Source organism: Streptomyces sp. NPDC050315 (assembly GCF_040655775.1).
In the GTDB taxonomy this organism is placed as follows: domain Bacteria; phylum Actinomycetota; class Actinomycetes; order Streptomycetales; family Streptomycetaceae; genus Streptomyces.
Genome location: NZ_JBFAKN010000005.1, coordinates 624,991 through 646,225, shown reverse-complemented (window position 1 = coordinate 646,225; position 21,235 = coordinate 624,991). Strand labels below are relative to the sequence as shown.

The following is a 21,235-nucleotide window of genomic DNA, read 5'->3' as shown; positions in this document are numbered from 1 at the left end:
GGAACAAATGCTCCGGGGCTCACGGCAAACCTATGGGTACGGACATGTACCGATAGGTCGAGTCATGCCTGCGGCGGTACGACCGACGACAGTGGCGAGACTCAGAGGCCCTGGGTCAGGCCCTCGACGGTGCCCACGGCGTTGACGCCGGTGGTCTGCTGCACGGTGCCGTTGACCTGGCCGAGGGTGCTGCCGACGGCGCCACCGGTCAGACCGTCGACGGTGCCGACAACCTGGTTGACGGTGCCCGACACGCCGAGGCCACCGGCGATGGCGTCCAGCTCGGCGTCGGCGATCTCAGCGGTCTCGACCTGGGGGGTGAAGTCCATGACTTGCGTTTCCCTTCAATTACTGTGGGTCATACTCGAATAACACGGAAGTCAGTGGCAGAACATAACCCGGCGGCCATAACGGTCATTTACCGAAGGGAAACCGGGGAGGCATTCGCACAACTCCCGCGTCGAAATGATCCAAGCACGCCAACTGGCAGCCGGGCCAACCCGCTTGCGGCAGCCGGTCGGCACATTCCACGAGCTCCGGACGATCGCGTGCAGTTTTGTGCACGCATTGGTGACGACTCCTTCACAAGAACGTTTACCCGTGCGCCGACGGCGACGCGCACACGCCGGGCCCATCCGGACATACCCGCGCCAAGCCCCGAACGGCCGCGCGGCAACGCGCGCCGGACGGCACACGCTGTGCCGCCGATGCGCGGGCGATGTGCAGATTCCTTGAAACCCGCCTGCGCGACTCAACCTCAGGGCCGCAGCGGCGTCCTCAGGGCCCCAGTGGCGTCGAGACTCCGCCGGGCAGCGCGGCGCGCCAGCCCCGGAGCGTCTCCAGTACCCGCTCCAGCTCGCCGACGATGCGGTCCAGCTCGCCGGCGGTGCGCGCGTCGCAGGAGTACGGCAGCCGACCCTCGGCCTCGATCACGCCCACCTCGACCACCGGCGACGTCCGGCCGGACGCACCTTCTTCACACATGATGCGGAAGTGGAACTGCGGGAAGCCCCGCTCCGGCTGCGCCGAGAGGTTCCAGCCGACCGGTTCCGCCAGATGCATGATCCCGTCGCGGCCACCGGCCTCGGCGGCCGTGTGCACACGCCGGCACCACACCGGGCACACCACGGGCCGTACGGCCAATGTCACGGGATCCAGCATTTCGTCCGTCATATGCACATTATCCGGCGATCATGCTGAAACCGCTCTGGAGCGACGCGCGGGAGGATGCGGGGAAGCGGACCGCTCCCCGCGTGCGGTCAGCCGGAGGCTCGTACGAGCAGTTCCGGCGTGAGCCGGAGGGCGCGGCTCGGGCCGGCGGCCGGGCCCGGCGCCCGGTCCCCCGACCGCTCTGCGAGCAACCGCGCGGCCTCCGCCGCCAGTTCGCCGACCGGCTGACGGACCGTGGTCAGCGCCGGGTCGGCCAGGCCCGCGAAGGGCACATCGTCGAAGCCGATGACCGCGACCTCGCCGGGCACCTCGGCACCCAGCTGGCGCAGCCGCTGGAGCGCGCCGACCGCGATGAGGTCGTTGGCGCAGACGATGGCGTCCGGGCGGGACGGCCAGATGCGGTCGACCGCCTCCCGCCCCCACGCCACGGAGAAGTCGCCCAGCTCGACCCGGCCGGGGGCCTCCCGGCCCAGGGCCGCCGCGCCCGCCTCGTACGCGGCGCGCCGCTCGGCCGCCGCCGAGGCCGTGCCGGCCGCGCCCACGAACCACGGCCGGCGGCGGCCCGTAGCCGCCAGGTGATCCAGTACGAGCGCCATCCCGGCCGCGTTGTCCACCGCGACCGAGTCGGCGACGCCCGGGCCGCAGCCGCGGTCCACCAGCACCACCGGCACCCGCCGCGCGGCGTCCGCGACCGCCTCCCGGCTGAGCCGCTCATCGACCGGTATCAGCACCAGCGCGTCCACCTGCCGGTCCAGGAACTCCGCGATCCGGGCCGCCTCGGTCGCCGGGTCGTCGTCGCAGTCGGCGAGCAGTACGGCCCGCCCCGCGGCGTGCAGCGCGTGTTCCAGCTCGCGCACGAGCGCGGGGAAGAAGGGGTTGGTGATCTGCGGCAGGACGAGGCCTACGGTGCCGGTGGCCCGGCGGCGCAGCGCGCGGGCGACGTGATTGGGGCGGTACCCCAGCCGTGCGGCGGCCTCGCGTACCGTACGGGCGGTCTCGGCGCCGACCGGGCGGGTGCCGGCGAGCACGCGGGAGACGGTGGCGACGGAGCAGCCCGAGGCTCGGGCGACGTCCTTCAGGGTGACTTCGGCCACGGTCGTGCCCTTCGCTCGGCTCGGCTGCGCGCCTGCGAGCGGCGTGCGCTGCGGCAACGGCGGGCAAACGTTATCACCGGGCAGCCGCCGGGCACTGTGGGATGAATCATTGACAAGCACCCCGGTATGCGGGTGAACTCTTCGCGGCCCTTGGGAGAACGATTTCCCACGCTCTCCCGGAGGGGTCACCGCACCACCGTTCAACAGGGCAAAGGGGCTCGACCGTTGGCCAGAAAGATCATCCTCGACTGCGACCCGGGGCACGACGACGCGATCGCCATGCTCCTGGCCCACGGCAACCCCGACATCGAGCTCGTGGCCGTGACGACCGTGGTCGGCAACCAGACGCTGGAGAAGGTCACCCGCAACGCGCTCTCCGTGGCGCGCATCGCGGGGATCACCGACGTACCGTTCGCCGCCGGCTGCCCGCGTCCCCTCGTACGGAACATCGAGACCGCCGGTGACATCCACGGCGAGACGGGGCTGGACGGCCCCGTGCTGCCCGACCCGACGTGCGTCCTGGACGAGCGGCACGCCGTCGACCTGATCATCGACACCGTGATGTCCCACGAGCCGGGCGAGATCACCATCGTCCCGACCGCGGGCCTCACCAACATCGCGCTGGCGGCACGCAAGGAGCCGCGCATCGTCGAGCGGGTCCGCGAGGTCGTCCTGATGGGCGGCGGCTACCACGAGGGCAACTGGAGCGCGGTCGCCGAGTTCAACATCATCATCGACCCCGAGGCCGCGCACATCGTCTTCAACGCGGGCTGGCCGGTCACCATGGTCGGCCTGGACCTCACCCACCAGGCGCTCGCGACGCCCGAGGTGGCCGAGCGGATCGCCGCGCTGGGCACCAAGCCCGCCAAGTTCGTCGAGGAGCTGCTGGAGTTCTTCGGCACCACCTACCGCGATCACCAGGGCTTCGAGTCGCCGCCGGTGCACGACCCGTGCGCCGTCGCGTACGTGATCGACCCGGACGTGATGACGGTCCGCCGGGCCCCGGTGGACATTGAGCTGACCGGCACCCTGACCAAGGGCATGACCGTGACGGACTTCCGCGCGCCCGCGCCCGCCGACTGCAAGACCCAGGTCGCGGTGAAGCTGGACCACGGCCGCTTCTGGGACCTGGTCGTGGACGCCCTGGAGCGGATCGGCGACCCCGAGCTGATCGGCGAGAACCCGCAGAAGCCCGGAGACGTACTGGCATGAGCGCATCCACCACGACGGGGCAGCCCGAGGGCGGCCTGACGGAGAGACCCGGCGTCCGGGTCGGCGTACTGCTCACCGCGCTGCTGGCGGCGTGCTTCGCCTTCCAGCTCAACGCGTCCATGCTGAGCCCCGCGCTGAAGAGCATCGAGGACAGCCTCCATGCCACCTCGGCGGAGATCGGCCTCACCCAGACCGCGTTCTTCACCGCGGCGGCGCTCTTCTCGCTGTTCCTGCCGCGGCTCGGCGATGTGATCGGCCGCCGCAAGGTGCTGGCCGGAATGATGGCCCTGATGGTCATCGGCTGCGTCATCGCCGCGCTGGCGACGAGCGTGCCGATGCTGTTCGCGGGCCGCGTCCTCCAGGGCGTGAGCGGCCCGACCGTACCGCTGTGCCTGATCATGCTGCGGGTCGAGGTCACCGAGCCGAAGCGGTACGGCACCCTGCTCGGCGTGATCACCGCGGTCAACGGCGGCATCGCGGGCGTGGACTCGCTCGCGGGCGGCTACCTCGCCGACCAGTACGGCTTCGGCGCGGTCTTCTGGGCCATGGCCGTCGTCGCGGCGCTCGCCGCGATCCTGGTCGCCACGATGACCCGGGAGTCCACCGCGCCCGTGAAGAGCCGGATGGACTGGCCCGGCGTACTCCTCCTCGTCATCTCGGTCGGCACCCTGCTGACCGCGTTCAACGAGGCGGGCAAGCTGGCCGCCGCGAACTGGCCGCTGATCGCCGTGCTCGTCGTGGTCGCCGCGATTGCCTTCGCGCTGTTCTGGCGTACGGAGAGCCGCAGCGACCACCCGCTGGTCGCCACCCACCACCTCAAGCAGCGCTCGACCTGGGCCCTGCTGCTGACCACGGTCCTCACGATGACCGGCGTCTTCGCCGTCATGAACGGGCTGATCCCGGCGTTCGCCCAGGACGCGCAGGCGGGGCTGGGCATGTCGGCGGAGGCGTCGGCGTGGTGGACGCTCACGCCGTACGCGCTTGCCGGGCTGGCGATGGGCCCGGTGGCGGGCCGGCTCTCCGCCACCTTCGGGTACGGACGCATCCTGCGGTTCGGGCTCGTCGGCACGGTGGTGGCGATCGTGCTGCTCATCGTCACCGGCGACAGCCACTCCCGGGTGCTGCTCCTGGTGCTGTCCATCCTGGTCGGCATCGCCTATGCGGGCGTGGCCAACATCGTGCTCAACGGGCTCGGGATCGTCCTCTCGCCGCGCGAGAACCCGGGCTTCCTGCCGGGCCTGAACGCGGGTGCGTTCAACCTGGGGGCCGGTCTGAGCTTTGCGGTCCTGTACGCGGTGAAGACGGCCGCCGTTCCGGCGAACCCTGCGTCGACATCGGACTACAGGGCCGCGATGATCGCGGGGGTCGTCATCATCGCTGCGGCGTTTGCGACGTCGTTCCTTATCCCCAAGCCGGTGTCCGCTGAAGCGGACGGATGATCGACGGTTCGGGTGCGTGAGGTTGTTGCCTCGCGCACCCGCCGTTGTGGCTGGGCGCGCAGTTCCCCGCGCCCCTACGGGCGCAGGTGCGTGGCCAGGTGTTCGATGGCCGCGGGGTTTCGCGGGCTCTCCACCAGGTCCGCATAGTCCAGCGTGACAACGCGCTCGTGCTTGATCGCGGAGACGTTGGCCAGCGGCTTGTAGTTCAGCAGGAACCGCTTCTTCTGCTCGGCGGTCGTGTCTCCGTAGTCGCAGATCACGATTACCTCCGGGTTCCGCTCGACCACGGTCTCCCAGCCGACCGTCGTCCAGGAGTCCGCCAGGTCGTGGGTGATGCTGCGGCCGCCGGCCTTGGCGATGATGTCGTCCGGCGCGGCGAACCGGCCCGCCGTGAACGGCTTGTCCTGCCCGCTGTCGTACAGGAACACGCTCGGCCGGTCCGCGCCCTTCGGTGCCTTTCGCTGCACCTCGGCGACCTGCGCCTTGAAGTCCGCGATCAGCTTCCGTGCCCGGTCCTCGACGCCGAAGAGCTTTCCGAGCTGGGTGAGGTCGGTGTACAGCGCCTCCAGCGGCGGCATGATGCCGCGGGCCGAGCCGCGGCCGTTGTGGCAGGACTCGGTGAGGACGTACGAGTCGATGCCGAGCTTGCGCAGGGACGCCGGGGTGAGGCCGCCCTCACCGAAGCCGTAGTTCCAGCCCGCGAAGACCAGGTCGGCGCGGGCGTCGACGGCCAGTTCCTTGGTGATCTGGTGCTTCGAGAGCCACTTCGTCTTCTTGTAGCCGTCCTTCCAGGGCACGTCGTGCAGGTCGCCCTTGTCGTCCGGCATGACGAAGCCGGCCATCCGGTCCTCCAGGCCCAGCGCGAACATGATCTCGGTGATGCCGACATCGTTGGTGACCACCCGCTCGGGCACCTTGTCGAAGGTCATCTTCTTGCCGCAGTTCTCGATGGTGACCGCGGACCCGCGGGCATCCGGTGCGGCCTTCTCCACCTGCGCGCCGCACCCGGTCAGGGTCAGCGCGAGCAGGGCGGCGAACGCGGTCGCCGGGCGTCGTACGGGCATGGTCACTCCTGGTCGGTGAGGTCGAAGAGCAATTGGAGGGCGCCGGTCACCGGGTGCGTGACGCGATGCGCCCGTACGCCGAACACCTCGGCCAGCAGCGGGGGTTGCAGTACGTCGTGCGGCGGGCCGGAGGCCACCACGCGGCCGCCGTCGAGCACGTACAGCAGGTCGCAGTGGCTCGCGGCGAGGTTCAGGTCGTGCAGCGCGGCGAGCACGGTGAGGCCGCTGCGGCGCACCAGGGACAGCACCTCCAACTGGTGGGCGATGTCCAGGTGGTTGGTCGGCTCGTCGAGGACGAGGACCCGGGGCTGCTGGGCGAGGGCGCGGGCGATCAGGACGCGCTGCTTCTCGCCGCCGGAGAGGGAGCGGAAGCCGCGCCCGGCGAGGTGGGCCGCGCCGACCCGGTCCAGCGCCTCGGCGCAGAGCGCGTCGTCGGCGGCGGACCGCCCGCTGAACGGGGAGCCCCGGTGGTGCGGCAGCCGCCCCATCGCCACCACCTCGCCCGCCGTGAAGTCGAATTCGGCGGCGGACTCCTGGGGCAGCGCGGCCAGCCGGCGGGCGGCCGCGCGCGCGTCCATCGCGTGCAGGTCGTCGCCGTCCAGCCGTACCGTGCCCGCCGTGGGCCGCAGCGCCCGGTACACGCACCGCAGCAGCGTGGACTTGCCGCTGCCGTTCGGGCCGACCACCCCCACGGCCTGCCCGCTGTCGGCCCGCAACGCGATGTCCTCGACGATCCGGGCCCCCGCCAGCTCGACCGTCACTCCTGCCACGTCGACGCGCATCAGCGGCCGCCCCCGAACGTGTAGCCGCCGCGCCGCATCAGCATCAGGAAGCACGGCACGCCGAGCACGGCGGTGACCACGCCGACGGGTATCTCGGCGGGTGCGAGCAGCAGCCGCGAGACGATGTCCGCCCAGACCAGCAGCACGGCACCGGCGAGCGGCGCGAGGGCCAGCACCCGCCGGTGGTCGGCGCCGACGAGCATCCGTACGACGTGCGGCACCATCAGCCCGACGAAGCCGATCGCGCCGGACACGGCGACGACCGCGGCGGTGACGGCGGCGGTCACCACGAACAGCTCGGTCCGCAGCCGGCCCGCGCGCACGCCGAGGGCCGCCGCGGTCTCGTCGCCCATCGCGAGCGCGTTGAGGTTCCCGGCCCGGGCACCGAGGTACAGGATGCCGATCAGCACGGTGGCCGCGGCGAGCGGCACCGAGCCCCAGGTCGCCCCGCCCAGGCTGCCGAGCAGCCACATCATCGCGGCCCTGGCCGCCTCACCGCGCTCGGCCCGGAAGACCATCAGCGTGGTGATGGCGGAGAACCCGTACGACAGCGCGGTACCGGCGAGGACGAGCCGCAGGGGCGGCAGGCCGTACGCGGTGCGCGCCGCGGCGTAGACGAGCACCATCGCGGCGAGCGCCGAGACGAACGCCGATACCGACAGCGCCCACACGCCCAGCGCGGCGAACGCGCCGAGCAGCAGTACCGCGTTGGCGCCGACCGCGGCGCCGGAGGAGACGCCCAGTACGAAGGGGTCGGCGAGCGCGTTGCGCACCATGGCCTGCACAGCCACGCCGACCGAGGCGAGCCCCGCGCCGACCACGGCCGCGAGCACGGCGCGCGGCAGCCGTATCTCCCAGACGATGGTGTACGCGCCGGTCTCGTCGGCCCGTATCGTCCCGCCGGTCAGCCCGGCCCGCAGGAAGTGCACCGTCTCGCCCCACGTCACCCCGGCCGCGCCCAGCCCGACTCCGCACACCAGGGAGACGAGCAGGAGCAGGGCGAGCACGGCGGCGGTCGCGGGAACCGGCAGCCGGCGGAGCGCGGGCGGTCCGGCCGCGGCGGGTGCCGGGGCGGTGGTCATGGCGGGCACGGGCGGGCGTCCTTCGCCTCGGGCCGCGTCCGTACACACAGGGGGCGGCGCACCCCGCGCAGGGCGGGCGTCCGTGCGTCATCCCTCTCGCAGTCCGCGGCGAGCAGTCGGGAGATATGCCACCCCGCGGGTCATCGGACTCACGCGAGCGCTCCGCACGGACCCCTACGACGGGCCCGTCCGACACGCTCGCGCACACCGTTGCGGGTCAGCGCCGGACTCTCACCGGACTTCCCCCACGGGACACACGCGCAGCCTAACAGCGCCCCAAACCGACCGAACACGGGCTCGGCCGGCCGGTCACTTCATCGGCTTCAGCGCCCCGCCGTGGTACCGCACGCCCGGGTTCCACAGGAGGAAGGAGGGGATGTCGTTGTCCGCCGCCGCGCGGATCTGGGCGGCCACTTCCGCGTCGCCGTAGGAGACGCCGAGGGAGAAGTCCTGGATCCAGGGGACGATCTGGGCGTCGGTGTGCCGGGTCTTCTTGACGAAGTCGGCGAGGGACTTCTTGGTGATGGGGTACGGCTCGGAGTTCGGGTCGGAGACGCCGTACTCGCCGGGGGCCCAGTGCGAGGGGTAGATCATCGGCGCGATGTAGTCGCACTGCTCGGCGAGCGCGCCGATGTCCTGGGCTATCTCCTTCGGGCGGGTGACCGCTATGCCGAAGACGGAGACGCCGAGGAAGGCGCCGTGCTCACGGGCGACCGTGCGGGTCTGCGCGACCATGTCGGTTATCGAGTCCTCCGGCGAGGTCTTGCCGAGGCCGGGGAAGGACATGCCGCTCAGCTTGCCGTCCGGGCGGCGGATGTAGTCGTAGAGGAGGTCGTCGAAGCCGAGCTTCGCGGCCTCGGCGGCGAGGTCGAGGTGGTACTGGCGGACATCCTTGTTCGCGAAGTTGGTGAAGGAGAGGGAGCCGTACTTGGAGTCCGCGCCGTACGGGCCGCCGTCGGGGGTGCGGACGACGCGGTCGCGGTGGCCGTCCTTCCAGGACGCGGAGGCCAGGATCGGGTCGCGGAAGGCGACGATGCGGCCGACGACCGCGCCGCCCGCCGCGTGGATCTCCTTGATGGCCTTCTTCGCGTCGTAGTAGCCCTTGACCGCGCCGATCTTCTTCGCGAGCGGCACCTTGGAGTCGTACGAGACCTCGCCCAGCTCGTCCTTGATGTCGAGCTGGACGGCGTTCAGCTTGCCTTCCTTGAGGAGCCTCAGCACCGGCTCGCGGAGCTGGTCGGAGGCCCATGCCTGGCCGCTGACGTGGACGGCGCGCAGCAGCGGCCGCCGTACGGTGACGACGGCGTCCTCCCGGGTGGTGTTCCCGGCCTTGTCGGTGGCGACGGCGGTGGCCTTAGCGGGCGGCCGCGGGAGCTCGACGGCGAAGCGGCCGTCCTTGTCCACGTCCGCCTTCCGGCCCGCGACCGTCACGGCGGTGGCGCCCTGCGCCTGGCCCTTGACCGTGACCGGCCCGCGCAGGCTGCGGCCCTCGGGGTCGGCGACCGCCAGCTTCGGCGGTGTGGTGTCGACGGTCAGCCGGCGGGTGAGCTCGGAGCCGCCGCCGAGCATCGAGCCCTCGGTGGCGACCGTCAGTTCGTGCGTGCCGTCGCGGAGGCCGTCCAGACCCAGCGTCAGCTGCCGCCCGGAGCCCTCCACCGGTATTCGCTTGCCGTCCACGGTGACCTCGGCGCCGTGCAGCCGCTCCCCCTTCGGCGCGGTCACCGCCACCCCGCCCTTCTGCAGCGCGGCGGCGTTCACCACGCCGCCCGCGGGCAGCCCGGCCAAGCGGAAGGCGGGCGCGCGGTACTGCCGTACGAGGAGGACGCCGCCGACGACCAGGGCCATGGCCAGGACACCGGCCAGAAGAATGACGAGCGCTCTGCGCGGGGAACGAGTACGAGAGGAATCAGTGGAAGTAGAGGATTCGGATGCGTTCAGGAAAAAAGTCTTCCAGTTGAGCCGCATTGGCCCACGCCCCTTCCAGGAGGTCTCGTGCATCTCCGTCGCCGTCGCCCTGTCCCTCTCCGCCGTCCCGGCCTCGTCCTGCTCTCCCTGCTGACGCTGGCCGCCTCGGCCGTCTCCTGCGCCGAGTCCCGCGGTGGTGCGCCACCGCCGGAACCCTCGGCTCCGAAAAGCGCCAGTGGTCCGCAGGATTCCCCCTCGGCCCGGCCCGAACACCCGTCACGGTCCAAGTCGCCTGCCTCGGTGCACGCCAACGAGCTCGGTGCGGTGCCGGTGCTGATGTACCACCAGATCGTGGACAAGCCGCGTAGCGATTACGACCGCAGGCCCGCCGACTTCCGCGCCGAGCTGGAGCGGCTGGCGAAGGAGGGCTATGTGCCGGTGACCGCTGCCGCGTACAGCACGGGGAAGATCGACATACCGGCCGGGCGCCACCCGGTCGTGCTGACCTTCGACGACTCCACCGACAGCCAGTTCGCGCTCGGGGACGACGGCGAACCGGTCGCGGACTCCGCGGTCGGCATCCTGCGGGACGTGGCCCGGCGGCACCCCGGGTTCAAGCCCACCGCCACGCTCTTCGTGAACGGTGACGCGTTCGCCGCGACGGGGACGAAGAAGGCGCTGCGCTGGCTGCACGCGCACGGTTTCGAGGTCGGCAACCACACGCGGGACCACGCCAACCTCCGTGACATCTCAGCGGGCGAGGCGCAGCAGCAGATCGTCGCGGGCCAGCAGGTCATCGAGGAGAGCGCGCCGGGCGCGAAGGTGACCTCGCTGGCCCTGCCGTTCGGCGTCCAGCCCAACCCGCCCGGTCTGGACATCAAGGGCGCGGCGGACGGGAAGCGGTACGCGTACGACGGGGCCTACCTCGTCGGCGCGGGCCCGGCCCCCTCGCCGTACGCCACCGCCTTCGACCCGGTGGGAATCCCCCGCATCCGCTCGGCGGGCGCGCACGTCCAGGACGCCCAATTCGGCTCCGCGCACTGGCTGGACGAGCTGCGCGACGGGGCGGTCGCGCGGTACACCTCGGACGGCGATCCGGACCGCGTCTCCTACCCCGAGTCGGGCTCGGCGCGGCCGGCGAAGGAGTTCCGGGAGCAGGCGAAGCCGTACTGATCCACCCTTGGGCGCATAGCAGTGAGCCGGGGCGCGCACGATGTCGTGCGCGCCCCGGCTCACTGCTGTACACCTACGCCTCGCTCCCGGTCACCAGCGGGAACGGCTCCCGGCTCACCCGCTGCGCGTCCTCCAGCGGCCTGCGGGCCTGCGCGCTCCGCGGCGCGATGACATGGAAGGCCGTGCCCAGGGCCCGGGCCCGCCGGAAGACCCGGACCAGCGCGGGCACGCCGCAGCACGCGCACACAGTGGAGCAGGCACCGAGGTCCACCAGCAGGCTCGCGGCGCCCCGGTTGAGGAGGATGAGCATCTCCTCGCGGGCCTGGGTGACGCGGGCGCAGTCGAACTCCGGCGGGCGGAGCACCACGGCACCGCCGCCCGACTGACTGCACGAAGGGCTCCGGGGAGGACTGGGCATCGCTTCTCCTGAACGGCCGGGCCGGCGCGCCGCACCGGCGGGGAATTCATGTGCCCGTCACGAGGTCCGCAGCATTGACGTGCCGTTCGGATATCCGGTCACTCGGGCTCGGGGAAATTCCACGGTAGGGCGGCGGGCCGAGGCCCCGCCACCGCAGGGCCCGCCGCCACACGGCATTCGCTGCGTATGCGCCCCGCGGGTTTTCTTCCCGGCGGCCGGTGTGTTCAGTCCTTCAGCTGAGGCAATACCTTCGTCCGATAGAAGTCGAAGAAACCGCGCTGATCCTGGCCGATCTGGTTCACGTAGACGGTGTCGAATCCGGCAGTGGCATATTCCTGCACCGCCGCGACATGTGCCTCCACGTCGTCGCCGCAGGTCACGGCGGACGCCACCTGATCGCGAGTAACGAGGGTCGAGACCTGCTCGAAATGGCGCGGGGTCGGCAGTACCTGTCCCAGTTCGCCCGGCAGTTGTTCGTTCGCCCACAGCCGGTGCGCGGTGCGCACGGCTTCCTCGCGGTCGGTTCCGTAACAGACCTTCAGGCCGCCGTGCACCGGCTTGCCTCCGCCGCCGCCCCGCCGGAACCGCTCGATCGCATCCGCGTCCGGCGCGACGGTGATGAATCCGTCGCCGATCCGCGCGGCCAGTTCCGTGGCGGTCGGCCCGAAGCCGGAGACATCGATCCGTACCGGCTCCTCGGGAACGGTGTACAGCCGCGCGTTCTGCACGGTGTAGTGCTTTCCGTGGTGGCTGACTTCCTTTCCCTCGAAGAGCGACCGCATCACCTGTATCGCTTCTTCCAGCATTTCCAGCCGGACCGAGGTCTGCGGCCATTCGCCGCCCACGACTTGCTCGTTGAGCGCTTCGCCGCTGCCCACCCCGAGCCGGAAACGGCCGTTGAGAAGTACCGCGCTGGTGGCCGCCGCCTGTGCCGTGATCACCGGGTGCAGCCGCTTGGTCGGGCAGGTCACGGCGGTCTCGACGGGCAGCGATGTGGCTTCGGCGAGCGCTCCGATCACCGACCAGACGAAGGGCGCCTGCCCTTGTTCGTCATTCCACGGATGGAAATGGTCGGAGATCCACAGGGAAGTGAATCCGGCTTGTTCCGCCATGCGTGCCTGTTCCACCAGTGCACGCGGGTCGTGCTCCTCACAGGAGAGGAAATAGCCGTATTCCGTCATCAAAGCTCCTCATCAGGTCCTGGTCCGCCGCGCGAGGCCGGCGGCGGCCAGCGCCCCGGCGGCCGCCAGCGCGGCCAGGGCGGGGGCGTGCTCGGTGGCCCACAGCTGGCAGGAGCGCCCGTGCGACGCGTCGTCGAAGGAGCCGTGGGCCCCGTGGTCCCGGCCGTCCATGCCGTCGACCGGCTTCCAGAGGTTGTCCGGGTACGGCGGACGGGATTCCTCGTCGGTCTGCTGCGAGTCGAAGCCCGTGCGCGCCAGATAGCGGTCGAGCAGGCCGGGGACGAGCCGGTTGGCGAGCACCGTCGCCGTGGTGGAGCCGCCCACGCAGTACTGCTTGCGCCGGGGGTGATCGGCGGCGTACACGATGCCGCGCGCGGCCACCTCCGGCTGGTAGATGGGCGGGACCGGCTGCGGCCGCCGCGGCAGCCGGGAGAGCACCCAGGAGAACTGCGGGGTGTTGAGGGCCGGCAGCTGGACGACGGTGATCCGTACGTTGCTCTTGTCGTGCATCAGTTCCGTGCGCACCGAGGAGGTGAAGCCCAGGATCGCGTGCTTGGCACCGCAGTAGGCGGACTGCAGCGGGATGGACCGCTCGCCCAGCGCGGAGCCGGCCTGCACGATGGTGCCCGCGTCGCGCGGCACCATCCGGGCCAGCGCCGTCTGCGTACCGTGCACGAAGCCGAGGTACGTCACCTCCGTCACCCGTTTGAACTCCGCCGGGCGCACGTCGGTGAAGGGCGCGAAGACCCCGGCGAAGGCGCAGTTGACCCAGACGTCGATGGGCCCGAACGCCGCCTCGACCGCGTTGGCCGCGGCCTCGACCTGGGCCGGGTCGGCGACGTCGGTGGGCAGCGCGAGCGCCCGGCCGCCGGCCTCCGCCACTTCCCCGGCGGCCGCGTCGAGCCCGGCCCGGCCGCGGGCCACCAGCCCGATGTTCGCGCCCCGGCGGGCGAATTCCCGGACGACGGCGCGGCCGACGCCCGCGCTCGCTCCGGTGACGACGACGGTCTGGCTCATCGGCGGTCTCCTCGGACGGTGCCGGAGCCCGGCCGGTCAGCCGGCCGGGCCGGACTCCTCGGGGGTGTGCGGCGGCGCTACGGGATCGGGTGCGGGGCCGGGCGCCGGGCCCGGCGTCGGGGGTGCCGGGTTGGGCGGTACCGGGTCGGGTTCGGGCCGCGGGTTCGGCGCCGGGGGCACCGGGTCGGGCCCGGGCGCGGGCACCGGACCGGGCCCCGGCCCCGGTTCCGGACCGGGCGATCCCGGGCCCGGTCCCGGCGTCGGCGGCACCGGGTCGGGGTGCGTGGGGCCGGGGCGTCCCGGCGGCTGCGGCGTGGTCACGGATCCTCCAGGAAGAGGTGCGTGGTGCGGGCGGCCGGCGCCTGGGCGGGGGCGGGGGCAGTGCGCCTGCCCGCCGACCCGCCGGCACATCCCGGGTGCCCGCCGGAGCCTGGGCGTAACGCCCGGGCGGCGGTCCGTCCGGGCGGATACCTCAGTGGGTCACGGGCGTCGACCAGCGCAGCACCGCGCCGAGGCCGCCCGGGGGCACCGGGTCGCTGTGGTGCAGCAGTACGGCCTGCGCACCATTGGCCACGGCGGACCGCAGCAGCGCGTCGTCGGCGCGGGCCGGCGCGGGGTGCAGCTCGCCCAGGTACTGCATCTCCGTGCCGCGCACGGCGAGCTGGTCGGGGTCGGGGCCGACCCAGACCTCGCGGCCCGCGTCGCCACCGTCGGGGCTGATCAGCAGCGTGTCGATGCGGTGTTCACGGGCCGCCTCGACCAGGGAGGGCACGCCGGAGGTCACCGAGGACTCGCCGTCGCTGCGGCCCGCACCGGTCTGGAAGCGCTCGACCGCGTCCATGACGTGGTCATGTTCGAGCCCGGCGCGTACCTGTGCGATGTCCCGGTCCAGCCGGGTACTGTCGGCGCCGGAGGCCCGGCCGCCGTGCTCGCTCTCGTACGCGACGTCGCGCAGTCGCTCGGGGAGCCGGTCGCGCACCGCACGGCGCTCGCGGGCGTCGCCGACCAGCAGGACGAGGTCGGCGCCCGCGTGCGCGAACGCCTCCTGGACCGCCTCGGCGATCTCCCCGGCGTTCTGCTCCCAGGTGTTCTCGACCTTGAGCTGGAAGTGCCGCTCGGACCAGTCGCTGGTGCTCGTCCGGTGCACCGGGTAGTCGGCGCCGCTGACCTTGCCCGCGCTCTCGTGCGCGGTGTCGCTGCGCAGTTCGAAGTCGGCGCCGGTCCGGTCCACGTACACCACGAGGCAGACGGGGTTCTCGCCGAGCGCGTCCAGCAGGGGGGCCAGCCGGGGCACGGGTGACCAGGTGGCGCCTCGCGCCGTGGGCGGCCCGGCGAGCGGGGTGTCCAGGACGACCTCGCCGCCGGTGGCGAAGACGGCGCGGCCCGCGTGGGCCAGCGATTCGCCCGGCCTGTTGAGGGTGATCAGGGCGTCGTGCACGGCGCGGCAGGTGGCGGCGTCGGCGCCCTGGCCGGACAGCTGGTCGGCGGCGTGCTGCGCCGCCAGCTCCTGCTGCTTGGCCGCGTCCTCCGTGCCGTGCGAGACATCGGCGTAGACGGACGCCCAGGGTCCCGGTCGTTCGATGAGCGGTTGCAGGAGCGAGAGTCGCATGGCGCTTCCTCCTCGGAATGGGGCGATCACCGGTTACAGGGCCTGGAAGGAGGGCTTCGCAGGCCGGGATTCCGCTCTTCAGGGGCGTCGTCGCCGCGGTGGCTGAAGCGGTGACGGAATCGGTGGCCGAAGCGGTGGTTCCATCACTCTCCGGGGTGCCCTCTTTGCCACTGTTCATGCAGTTCGCGTTCGCCGCGCCCCGCCGGTCCGACGACCCTCTCCAAGGCCGTCACAGCCCTGGAATCACGGGGATTTCGGGGCTCGCCCTTCTGGGCCAGCCGAGGTTTCTCCACCTCGGATAACGGTTACCTGGCGAGCCGAGACACATGCCCCCAGGCGCCCTCGTCGGCGACTCCAGCACGGCGCGGAGCGGGAAGGAGCCTCCGGAGATGTCGGAGATGGCGGACAAGAAGCAGGAGCAACGGGAGGGGTTCTACGCGGACGACCCGAGCGGCGGGCCACTGACCACCGACCAGGGTGTGCCGGTCGACCACACCGATGACTCCCTGCAGGCGGGCGAGCGCGGGCCCACGCTGATGGAGGACTTCCACTTCCGCGAGAAGATCACGCGCTTCGACCACGAGCGCATCCCGGAGCGCGTGGTGCACGCGCGCGGCTCGGGCGCGTACGGCTACTTCCAGCCGTACCGGTCCTGCGCGGAGTTCACCCGTGCCGCGTTCCTCCAGGACCCGGACGTGAAGACGCCGGTGTTCGTCCGCTTCTCCACCGTCCAGGGGCCGCGCGGCTCGGCCGACACGGTGCGGGACGTACGCGGGTTCGCGACGAAGTTCTACACCTCCGAGGGCAACTACGACCTGGTCGGCAACAACTTCCCGGTCTTCTTCATCCAGGACGGCATCAAGTTCCCCGACTTCGTGCACGCGGTGAAGATGGAGCCGCACAACGAGATGCCCACCGGCGCGTCGGCCCACGACACGCTGTGGGACTTCGTCTCGCTGCAGCCCGAGACGCTGCACACGATCATGTGGCTGATGTCGGACCGCGCCATCCCGCGGAGCTACCGCATGATGCAGGGCTTCGGCGTGCACACCTTCCGCTTCGTGAACGCGCAGGGCAAGGGCACGTTCGTGAAGTTCCACTGGAAGCCCACGCTGGGCGTGCACTCGCTGGTGTGGGACGAGGCGCAGGAGGCGCAGGGCCGCGACCCGGACTTCAACCGCCGCGACCTGTGGGACTGCATCGAGGCCGGTGACTACCCGGAGTACGAGCTCGGCGTGCAGCTCGTACCGGAGGAGGACGAGCACAGCTTCGACTTCGACCTGCTCGATGCCACGAAGATCATTCCCGAGGAGCAGGTGCCGGTACAGCCCATCGGGCGGATGGTGCTCAACCGCAACCCCGACAATTTCTTCGCCGAGACCGAGCAGGTCGCCTTCCACACGGCCAACGTCGTCCCCGGTATCGACTTCACCAACGACCCGCTGCTCCAGGCCCGTAACTTCTCCTACCTGGACACCCAGCTGCTCCGCCTCGGCGGGCCCAACTTCGCGCAGATCCCGGTCAACCTGCCGGTCGCCCCGGTACGCACCAACCAGCGCGACGGCTTCCACCAGAGCAGGATCCACCGCGGCACCACCAGCTACACCAAGAACTCCCTGGCCGGCGGCTGCCCCGCGGTGGCCGGTGCGGACGAGACGGCCTTCCGGCATCTGACCGAGCGGGTCGACGGCCACAAGATCCGCAGGCGCAGCGACAGCTTCCAGAACCACTACAGCCAGGCCGCGATGTTCTGGCACAGCATGGCCGAGTGGGAGCAGCAGCACATCGTCGAGGCGTACCGCTTCGAGCTGGGCAAGGTGAAGTCGAAGGAGGTCCGCGCGCGGGTCGTCGAGCAGCTCGCGCGGGTCGACCGGACGCTGGCCGTCTCGGTCGCAGAGGGTGTCGGCGTGGCCCCGCCGGAGCGGCAGGAGACGCCGAACGTGACGCCCTCCCCCGCGCTGAGCTTCGAAAGCCTGAAGGGCGACGGCTCGATCGCCACCCGCCAGATCGCCGTGCTGGTCTCGGACGGCGTGGACGCCGACCAGGTCGACACGATCCGCTCCGCGCTCGCGGCCAAGGGCGCGAACGTCGAGGTCCTCGCGCCGCACGACGGCGAGTTCACCGGCTCCGACGGCGTCACCCACCCCGTGGACCGGGCGCTGCCCACCGTCGCCTCGGTCCTCTACGACGCGGTCGTGCTGCCCGGTGACCCCTCGTCCGCGCCCCGCACGGCCCAGGACCCGGCGGTACTGAAGTTCGTACGGGACGCCTACCGGCACGGCAAGGCGATCGCCGCGCTGGGCACCGGCATCGAGGTACTGAAGCTGCTGGAGCCGACCCGGCTGCGGACCGCCGATGAGAACCAGCACACCGTCTCCGACGAGGGCGTCGTCACGCACCACCCGGTGGGCCCGGCGAGCGAGCAGTTCGCGCAGGCGTTCATCGAGGCGGTCGGCGCACACCGGCACTGGAACCGGCCGCCGCTGCGCCGCTGATCGCCGGCCCTCGACTCTGATTCCGGTGCACGACCACCGGCGTCGTACGCGCGCTCAGCGTCGCGTGCGGCGCCGGTGGCTCGTGTCGCACCACGGGTAACGCTTGCTGCGCCGGCACCGGCACAGGGCCACGCAGAAGCGGTCGGAGGAGACGACGGTGCCGTCCTCCAGCCGCACCTCGACCGGGCCCTCCACCAGCAGCGGCCCGTCCTTCTCGAGGGTGAGGCGGCGTACGGCGCGGGGGTCCGCCGGTTCGTTCTCAGACGCTGCGCTCGGCACGGATCACCACCAGCTCTTCCTTCTCCTCGTCGGGGGCCACCAGGCCCTGGCCGTGCAGCCAGCCCTGCCGCGACCGCAGGACCGGCCCGAAGGGCACATAGCGGTGCTCGACCACCACGGCGTTCAGCCCCGCCTCCCGCAGCAGCCGCAGCGTGGGCCCGGTACCGCTGAGCGCCGAGTGCACGAGCAGCAGGACGCCGCCGGGCGCCAGCAGCCGCGGCGCCTCCCGGCAGATGCGGTCCAGCACCAGCCGCCCGTCGTGGCCCGCGTCCCAGGCCCGCGCGCTGCCCCGCCGGGGCAGCACCGCCTCGGGCGCCGGTACGTAGGGCGGGTTCGTCAGGATCAGGTCGAAGGACCGGTCGGCCACGGGCGCGAAGAGGCTGCCGCGCAGTACTCGTACCGGCAGCCGCGCCAGCCGGGCGTTGAGCCGGGCCGCGAGGACCGCGCGCCAGGAGATGTCGACGGCGGTGACCTCGCCGCCGCGCCGGGCCGCCGCGAGCGCCAGCGCGCCGGTGCCGGTACCGATGTCCAGCACCCGCGCGCCCGGCATCAGCGGCTCGTGGTGCAGCGCGTCGGCCAGCAGCGCCGTGTCGTCCTGTGGGGCGTAGACCCCGGGAAGCGTTATCAGAGGCACAAAGCAGAAGTACCCGGATAAATCACTTTCAGCGGCCGGTGCGCGGGAGGCTCACGGTACGTGCACGAGGTCAGGGCCGAGCGCCACCCGCAGTGACGACTCCCCCGCCTGCCAGGCCGCGAGCAGCCGTTCTCCGAAGCGGTCCTCCAGGAAGCCGGTGGCGTCGACGCCGAAGGCCACGTCCCGCTCCAGGTGCGGCTCGGCCGCCAGCAGCCCGTCGACGACCTCGTGCCGTACGACCTGTTCGTGCACCGCGTCGGCCTCGACGTGCTCGGTGTAGAAGAACTCGGCGGCCGGGCCGGCACCCGCGCGCCGCATCGCCGCGGCCAGCCGGCGGGACGCGGGCGAGGACGTCACCTCGACCGCGGCGAAGTGCCCGACGAGCGCCCCGCGCAGCGCCCGGTGCAGCCCGAAGAGGGACATCAGGTTGACCAGGGCCAGCATCTCCGCGCTGCCCGCGTCGAGATAGCGCCCGTACGTGGTGTCCAGGCCGAGGTCCGTCATCAGGTCGGCGAAGAGCCGCGCGTGCACCCGCTCGGCGCGCCCGCCGCCGAACTCGTCGAACTCCACCGCCGCCATCCCCGCCTTGGCCCGCCCCCACAGCCGCGGCAGCACCCAGGCGTGCGGATCGGCCTCCTTCAGGTGGTACAGGCTGCGCTGGGCGGCGTACTCGCGCAGTTGCGCGCGGGTGCCGGAGCGTTCCAGCACGTGCGGGACGCCGTCCCCCTCGGCCGGCTCGACCAGCAGCTCGTCCAGCGCTTCCGCCGCGCTCTCGTGCCGGGTGGCGTCGGCCCGCAGCGCGTCGAGGAAGCGCCGCTCCAGTACGGCGCGGAGGCGCAGCAGATCGGGGTCCCACTCCAGCCCGGGGTCCACCCCGGCGAAGCCGCGGTAGTGCAGTTCGTACGCCACATACAGCGCCAGCTGCAGGTCCTCGCCGTACGGGTCGGCGGTGGCGGCCGCGTCGCCGGCGGCCGGCGGGCCGCCGCCGCGCAGCGCGCCGATCACGGCCGCCGAGACCGGACCCCGGTCCCGCGGCAGCTCGGGACCGGTCGGCTCGTCACTCATCGCTGTTCTCCACCCCTGGACGTCGTCGGTGACTCTCACGGCCACCGGGTGCCCGTCACGGCTGCGGTGTCACCTCGACGCGCACCAGGCGGCAGCAGCGCTGCAGGATGCGGGAGACGTGCATCTGCGAGATGCCGACCTCCTCGGCGATCTGGCTCTGCGTCATGTCGCGGAAGAACCGCAGGTAGAGGATGGCCCGGTCGCGCGGCGGCAGGGCCCGCAGCACCGGCGCGGCACACAGCCGCTCCTCGACCAGCTCCAGCTCCGGGTCCTCGTCCCCCAGGAAGTCGGCGAGGTGGAAGGAGTGGCCCGCGTCCGTGCTCATGGGGCACTCCAGCGACAGCGCGGTGTACGCGCCCTGCGCCTCCAGGCCCAGCACCACGTCCTCCTCGGAGAGGCCGGTGTGCTCGGCCAGGTCGCCGATGGTGAGGGAGGCGGAGCCATTGCGGAATTCCAGCGCCTCGCGTGCCTGGTGGACGGTGGCCCGCAGCTCCTGTGTGCGGCGCGGCACGTGGACGGCCCACAGGTCGTCCCGGAAGTGCCGCCGCAGCTCACCGAGGATCGTCGGGATCGCGTACGCGGGGAAAGGGGTACCCGAGGTCGGGTCGAACCGGTCGACGGCCTTGAGCAGGCCGACCGCGGCGACCTGCCGCAGGTCCTCCTCGGTCTCGCCGCGCCCGCTGTAGCGACGGGCGAGGCGGTTGGCCATCGGCAGCCAGCCGCAGACGATCTCCTCGCGGACCTTCTTCCTGAGCGGTCCGTCCGCCAGCTCGGCCAGCTGGGCGAAGGCGGCGTCGGTGTCCGGAGCATCCTGATGGCGGCGGAGCGCGGTGGTGGCGGCCATGGCCCTTCCCTTCCGTCGGGATTCCGGCACCGGCGCAGTCGCCGGGAACAGCGGCTTTTGCCGCCCCATTACCGGCTGCCGGCCAGTTTTTACTTTCCGGCTGAAACACTTGTTTCGCAAACCACCGGCGGGGTACCCGGACATACGAGCACCGCCCGGCGGCGAATCCTTCGGCTCACTGTCCACATTTTCTCACTTCGCCGCCCGGCGCACCGTGGGCGCCGCTTTCCGCCGACGTTCACAGGGCGGGTGCGGCGTATGCGCCCTGGCAGCACTGCGCTCAGCCCCCGGTACGGCCCGGAAATCCACGCTCCGCCGAATGTGTGACACGTGTCGTTTCCGGTATTGGCGGGTACCCGGCCGACATGACCAGCTATGAGTCCCTGGCGGCTCCCAACCGCGATCTGCTCGTCGGCATCGGTCCGTTCGTCGTCGGCATCGCCGTCGTGCTCCTGCTCATCGGTGCCGTGGCCCTCGGCCTGCGGCGCAAGCGGTCGCGGCCGGCCTCCCCCGAAGAACAGCCCAAGGTGCCCAAGGACCCGCGCGGATACGAAACGGGAATGCGCACGGGCGATGAGGTCACGCCGGACGGTCACCGCCGTACTCCGTACGAGTTCGACGGCACCCGCGGCACCCGCCCCGACGAGGAAGGCAAAAAGCCGGGGAAATGGCAGGAGGGCCACAGCGGCTCCTTCGGTAACGGCTGAGGTCCGGGGCGGGCGACGCCGGGCCGCCGCCCGCCCGTGAAGCGACCGGGCGCGGAGAACGCGAC

20 protein-coding genes and 1 riboswitch are annotated in these 21,235 nt (G+C 71.9%); of the genes, 5 read left to right on the top strand and 15 right to left on the bottom strand.

Features of this window, described 5'->3' with window-relative positions; translation table 11 throughout:
- Window positions 1-101 precede the first annotated feature (101 nt).
- The 3 genes from AB0I82_RS21895 to AB0I82_RS21885 form a co-directional block, all read right to left on the bottom strand.
- Window positions 102-329, bottom strand: coding sequence for a type A2 lantipeptide (locus AB0I82_RS21895; protein ID WP_223736544.1), 228 nt, complete (start codon window positions 327-329; stop codon window positions 102-104).
- Window positions 330-777: 448 nt separating this feature from the next.
- Window positions 778-1,173, bottom strand: coding sequence for a hypothetical protein (locus AB0I82_RS21890; protein ID WP_363258988.1), 396 nt, complete (start codon window positions 1,171-1,173; stop codon window positions 778-780).
- 86 nt (window positions 1,174-1,259) lie between these two features.
- Window positions 1,260-2,264 (bottom strand): LacI family DNA-binding transcriptional regulator, encoded by a 1,005-nt coding sequence (locus tag AB0I82_RS21885; RefSeq protein WP_363258987.1) that lies wholly within the window; start codon window positions 2,262-2,264, stop codon window positions 1,260-1,262.
- 225 nt (window positions 2,265-2,489) lie between these two features.
- On the opposite strand from AB0I82_RS21885, the gene AB0I82_RS21880 reads away from it, so the two are divergent.
- Both AB0I82_RS21880 and AB0I82_RS21875 read left to right on the top strand, forming a co-directional pair.
- Entirely contained in the window at window positions 2,490-3,476 is a 987-nt protein-coding gene (locus AB0I82_RS21880) for a nucleoside hydrolase (protein WP_363258986.1), read from the top strand.
- Window positions 3,473-4,915, top strand: coding sequence for an MFS transporter (locus AB0I82_RS21875; RefSeq protein WP_363258985.1), 1,443 nt, complete (start codon window positions 3,473-3,475; stop codon window positions 4,913-4,915). The genes AB0I82_RS21880 and AB0I82_RS21875 overlap by 4 nt, the downstream gene beginning before the upstream one ends.
- A gap of 74 nt (window positions 4,916-4,989) precedes the next feature.
- Here the strand turns inward: AB0I82_RS21875 and AB0I82_RS21870 are convergent, their stop codons facing one another.
- From AB0I82_RS21870 to AB0I82_RS21855, 4 genes are all read right to left on the bottom strand, one after another.
- On the bottom strand, window positions 4,990-5,979 hold the full coding sequence (locus tag AB0I82_RS21870; protein ID WP_363258984.1) for an ABC transporter substrate-binding protein: 990 nt from the start codon (window positions 5,977-5,979) through the stop codon (window positions 4,990-4,992).
- A gap of 2 nt (window positions 5,980-5,981) precedes the next feature.
- Window positions 5,982-6,761 carry an ABC transporter ATP-binding protein gene (locus AB0I82_RS21865; RefSeq protein ID WP_363258983.1) on the bottom strand — a complete coding sequence of 260 codons (780 nt, stop codon included), beginning with the start codon at window positions 6,759-6,761 and terminating at the stop codon, window positions 5,982-5,984.
- The gene (locus AB0I82_RS21860; protein WP_363259094.1) at window positions 6,761-7,843 is read right to left on the bottom strand and encodes an iron ABC transporter permease; all 1,083 of its coding nucleotides are present in this window, start codon (window positions 7,841-7,843) and stop codon (window positions 6,761-6,763) included. The genes AB0I82_RS21865 and AB0I82_RS21860 overlap by 1 nt, the downstream gene beginning before the upstream one ends.
- 137 nt (window positions 7,844-7,980) lie before the next feature.
- Window positions 7,981-8,089, bottom strand: a riboswitch (cobalamin riboswitch).
- Window positions 8,090-8,152: 63 nt separating this feature from the next.
- Window positions 8,153-9,688, bottom strand: coding sequence for a putative glycoside hydrolase (locus AB0I82_RS21855; RefSeq protein ID WP_363258982.1), 1,536 nt, complete (start codon window positions 9,686-9,688; stop codon window positions 8,153-8,155).
- A 360-nt stretch (window positions 9,689-10,048) separates the two neighbouring features.
- Here AB0I82_RS21855 and AB0I82_RS21850 point away from each other — a divergent pair, with 360 nt between their 5' ends.
- Complete coding sequence (locus AB0I82_RS21850; protein ID WP_363258981.1) at window positions 10,049-10,921, top strand: polysaccharide deacetylase family protein; 873 nt, start codon at window positions 10,049-10,051, stop codon at window positions 10,919-10,921.
- 73 nt (window positions 10,922-10,994) lie between these two features.
- Here AB0I82_RS21850 and AB0I82_RS21845 read toward each other — a convergent pair whose 3' ends face one another.
- From AB0I82_RS21845 to AB0I82_RS21830, 4 genes are all read right to left on the bottom strand, one after another.
- Window positions 10,995-11,339 carry a hypothetical protein gene (locus tag AB0I82_RS21845; RefSeq protein WP_363258980.1) on the bottom strand — a complete coding sequence of 115 codons (345 nt, stop codon included), beginning with the start codon at window positions 11,337-11,339 and terminating at the stop codon, window positions 10,995-10,997.
- A gap of 224 nt (window positions 11,340-11,563) precedes the next feature.
- Window positions 11,564-12,520: a TIGR03557 family F420-dependent LLM class oxidoreductase gene (locus AB0I82_RS21840; protein WP_363258979.1), complete on the bottom strand. Its 957-nt coding sequence runs from the start codon at window positions 12,518-12,520 to the stop codon at window positions 11,564-11,566.
- A gap of 12 nt (window positions 12,521-12,532) precedes the next feature.
- Entirely contained in the window at window positions 12,533-13,537 is a 1,005-nt protein-coding gene (locus AB0I82_RS21835; RefSeq protein WP_363258977.1) for an SDR family oxidoreductase, read from the bottom strand.
- A 472-nt stretch (window positions 13,538-14,009) separates the two neighbouring features.
- A complete protein-coding gene (locus AB0I82_RS21830; RefSeq protein WP_363258976.1) occupies window positions 14,010-15,146 on the bottom strand; it encodes a Vms1/Ankzf1 family peptidyl-tRNA hydrolase in 1,137 nt (378 codons plus the stop codon).
- Between the two features lie 389 nt (window positions 15,147-15,535).
- Here AB0I82_RS21830 and AB0I82_RS21825 point away from each other — a divergent pair, with 389 nt between their 5' ends.
- Window positions 15,536-17,641, top strand: coding sequence for a catalase (locus AB0I82_RS21825; RefSeq protein WP_363258975.1), 2,106 nt, complete (start codon window positions 15,536-15,538; stop codon window positions 17,639-17,641).
- Between the two features lie 54 nt (window positions 17,642-17,695).
- Here the strand turns inward: AB0I82_RS21825 and AB0I82_RS21820 are convergent, their stop codons facing one another.
- From AB0I82_RS21820 to AB0I82_RS21805, 4 genes are read right to left on the bottom strand one after another with little or no spacing between them, the layout of a single operon-like run.
- The gene (locus AB0I82_RS21820) at window positions 17,696-17,920 is read right to left on the bottom strand and encodes a CDGSH iron-sulfur domain-containing protein (RefSeq protein ID WP_363258974.1); all 225 of its coding nucleotides are present in this window, start codon (window positions 17,918-17,920) and stop codon (window positions 17,696-17,698) included.
- Entirely contained in the window at window positions 17,901-18,554 is a 654-nt protein-coding gene (locus AB0I82_RS21815) for a HemK2/MTQ2 family protein methyltransferase (RefSeq protein WP_363258973.1), read from the bottom strand. Before AB0I82_RS21815 ends, AB0I82_RS21820 begins: the two co-directional genes overlap by 20 nt.
- A gap of 51 nt (window positions 18,555-18,605) precedes the next feature.
- A complete protein-coding gene (locus AB0I82_RS21810) occupies window positions 18,606-19,619 on the bottom strand; it encodes an iron-containing redox enzyme family protein (RefSeq protein WP_363258972.1) in 1,014 nt (337 codons plus the stop codon).
- A 55-nt stretch (window positions 19,620-19,674) separates the two neighbouring features.
- Window positions 19,675-20,463, bottom strand: a complete 789-nt coding sequence (locus AB0I82_RS21805) for a SigB/SigF/SigG family RNA polymerase sigma factor (RefSeq protein WP_363258971.1) — start codon at window positions 20,461-20,463, stop codon at window positions 19,675-19,677.
- 365 nt (window positions 20,464-20,828) lie between these two features.
- Here AB0I82_RS21805 and AB0I82_RS21800 point away from each other — a divergent pair, with 365 nt between their 5' ends.
- Window positions 20,829-21,170: a DUF6479 family protein gene (locus AB0I82_RS21800; protein WP_363258970.1), complete on the top strand. Its 342-nt coding sequence runs from the start codon at window positions 20,829-20,831 to the stop codon at window positions 21,168-21,170.
- Window positions 21,171-21,235: the final 65 nt, after the last annotated feature.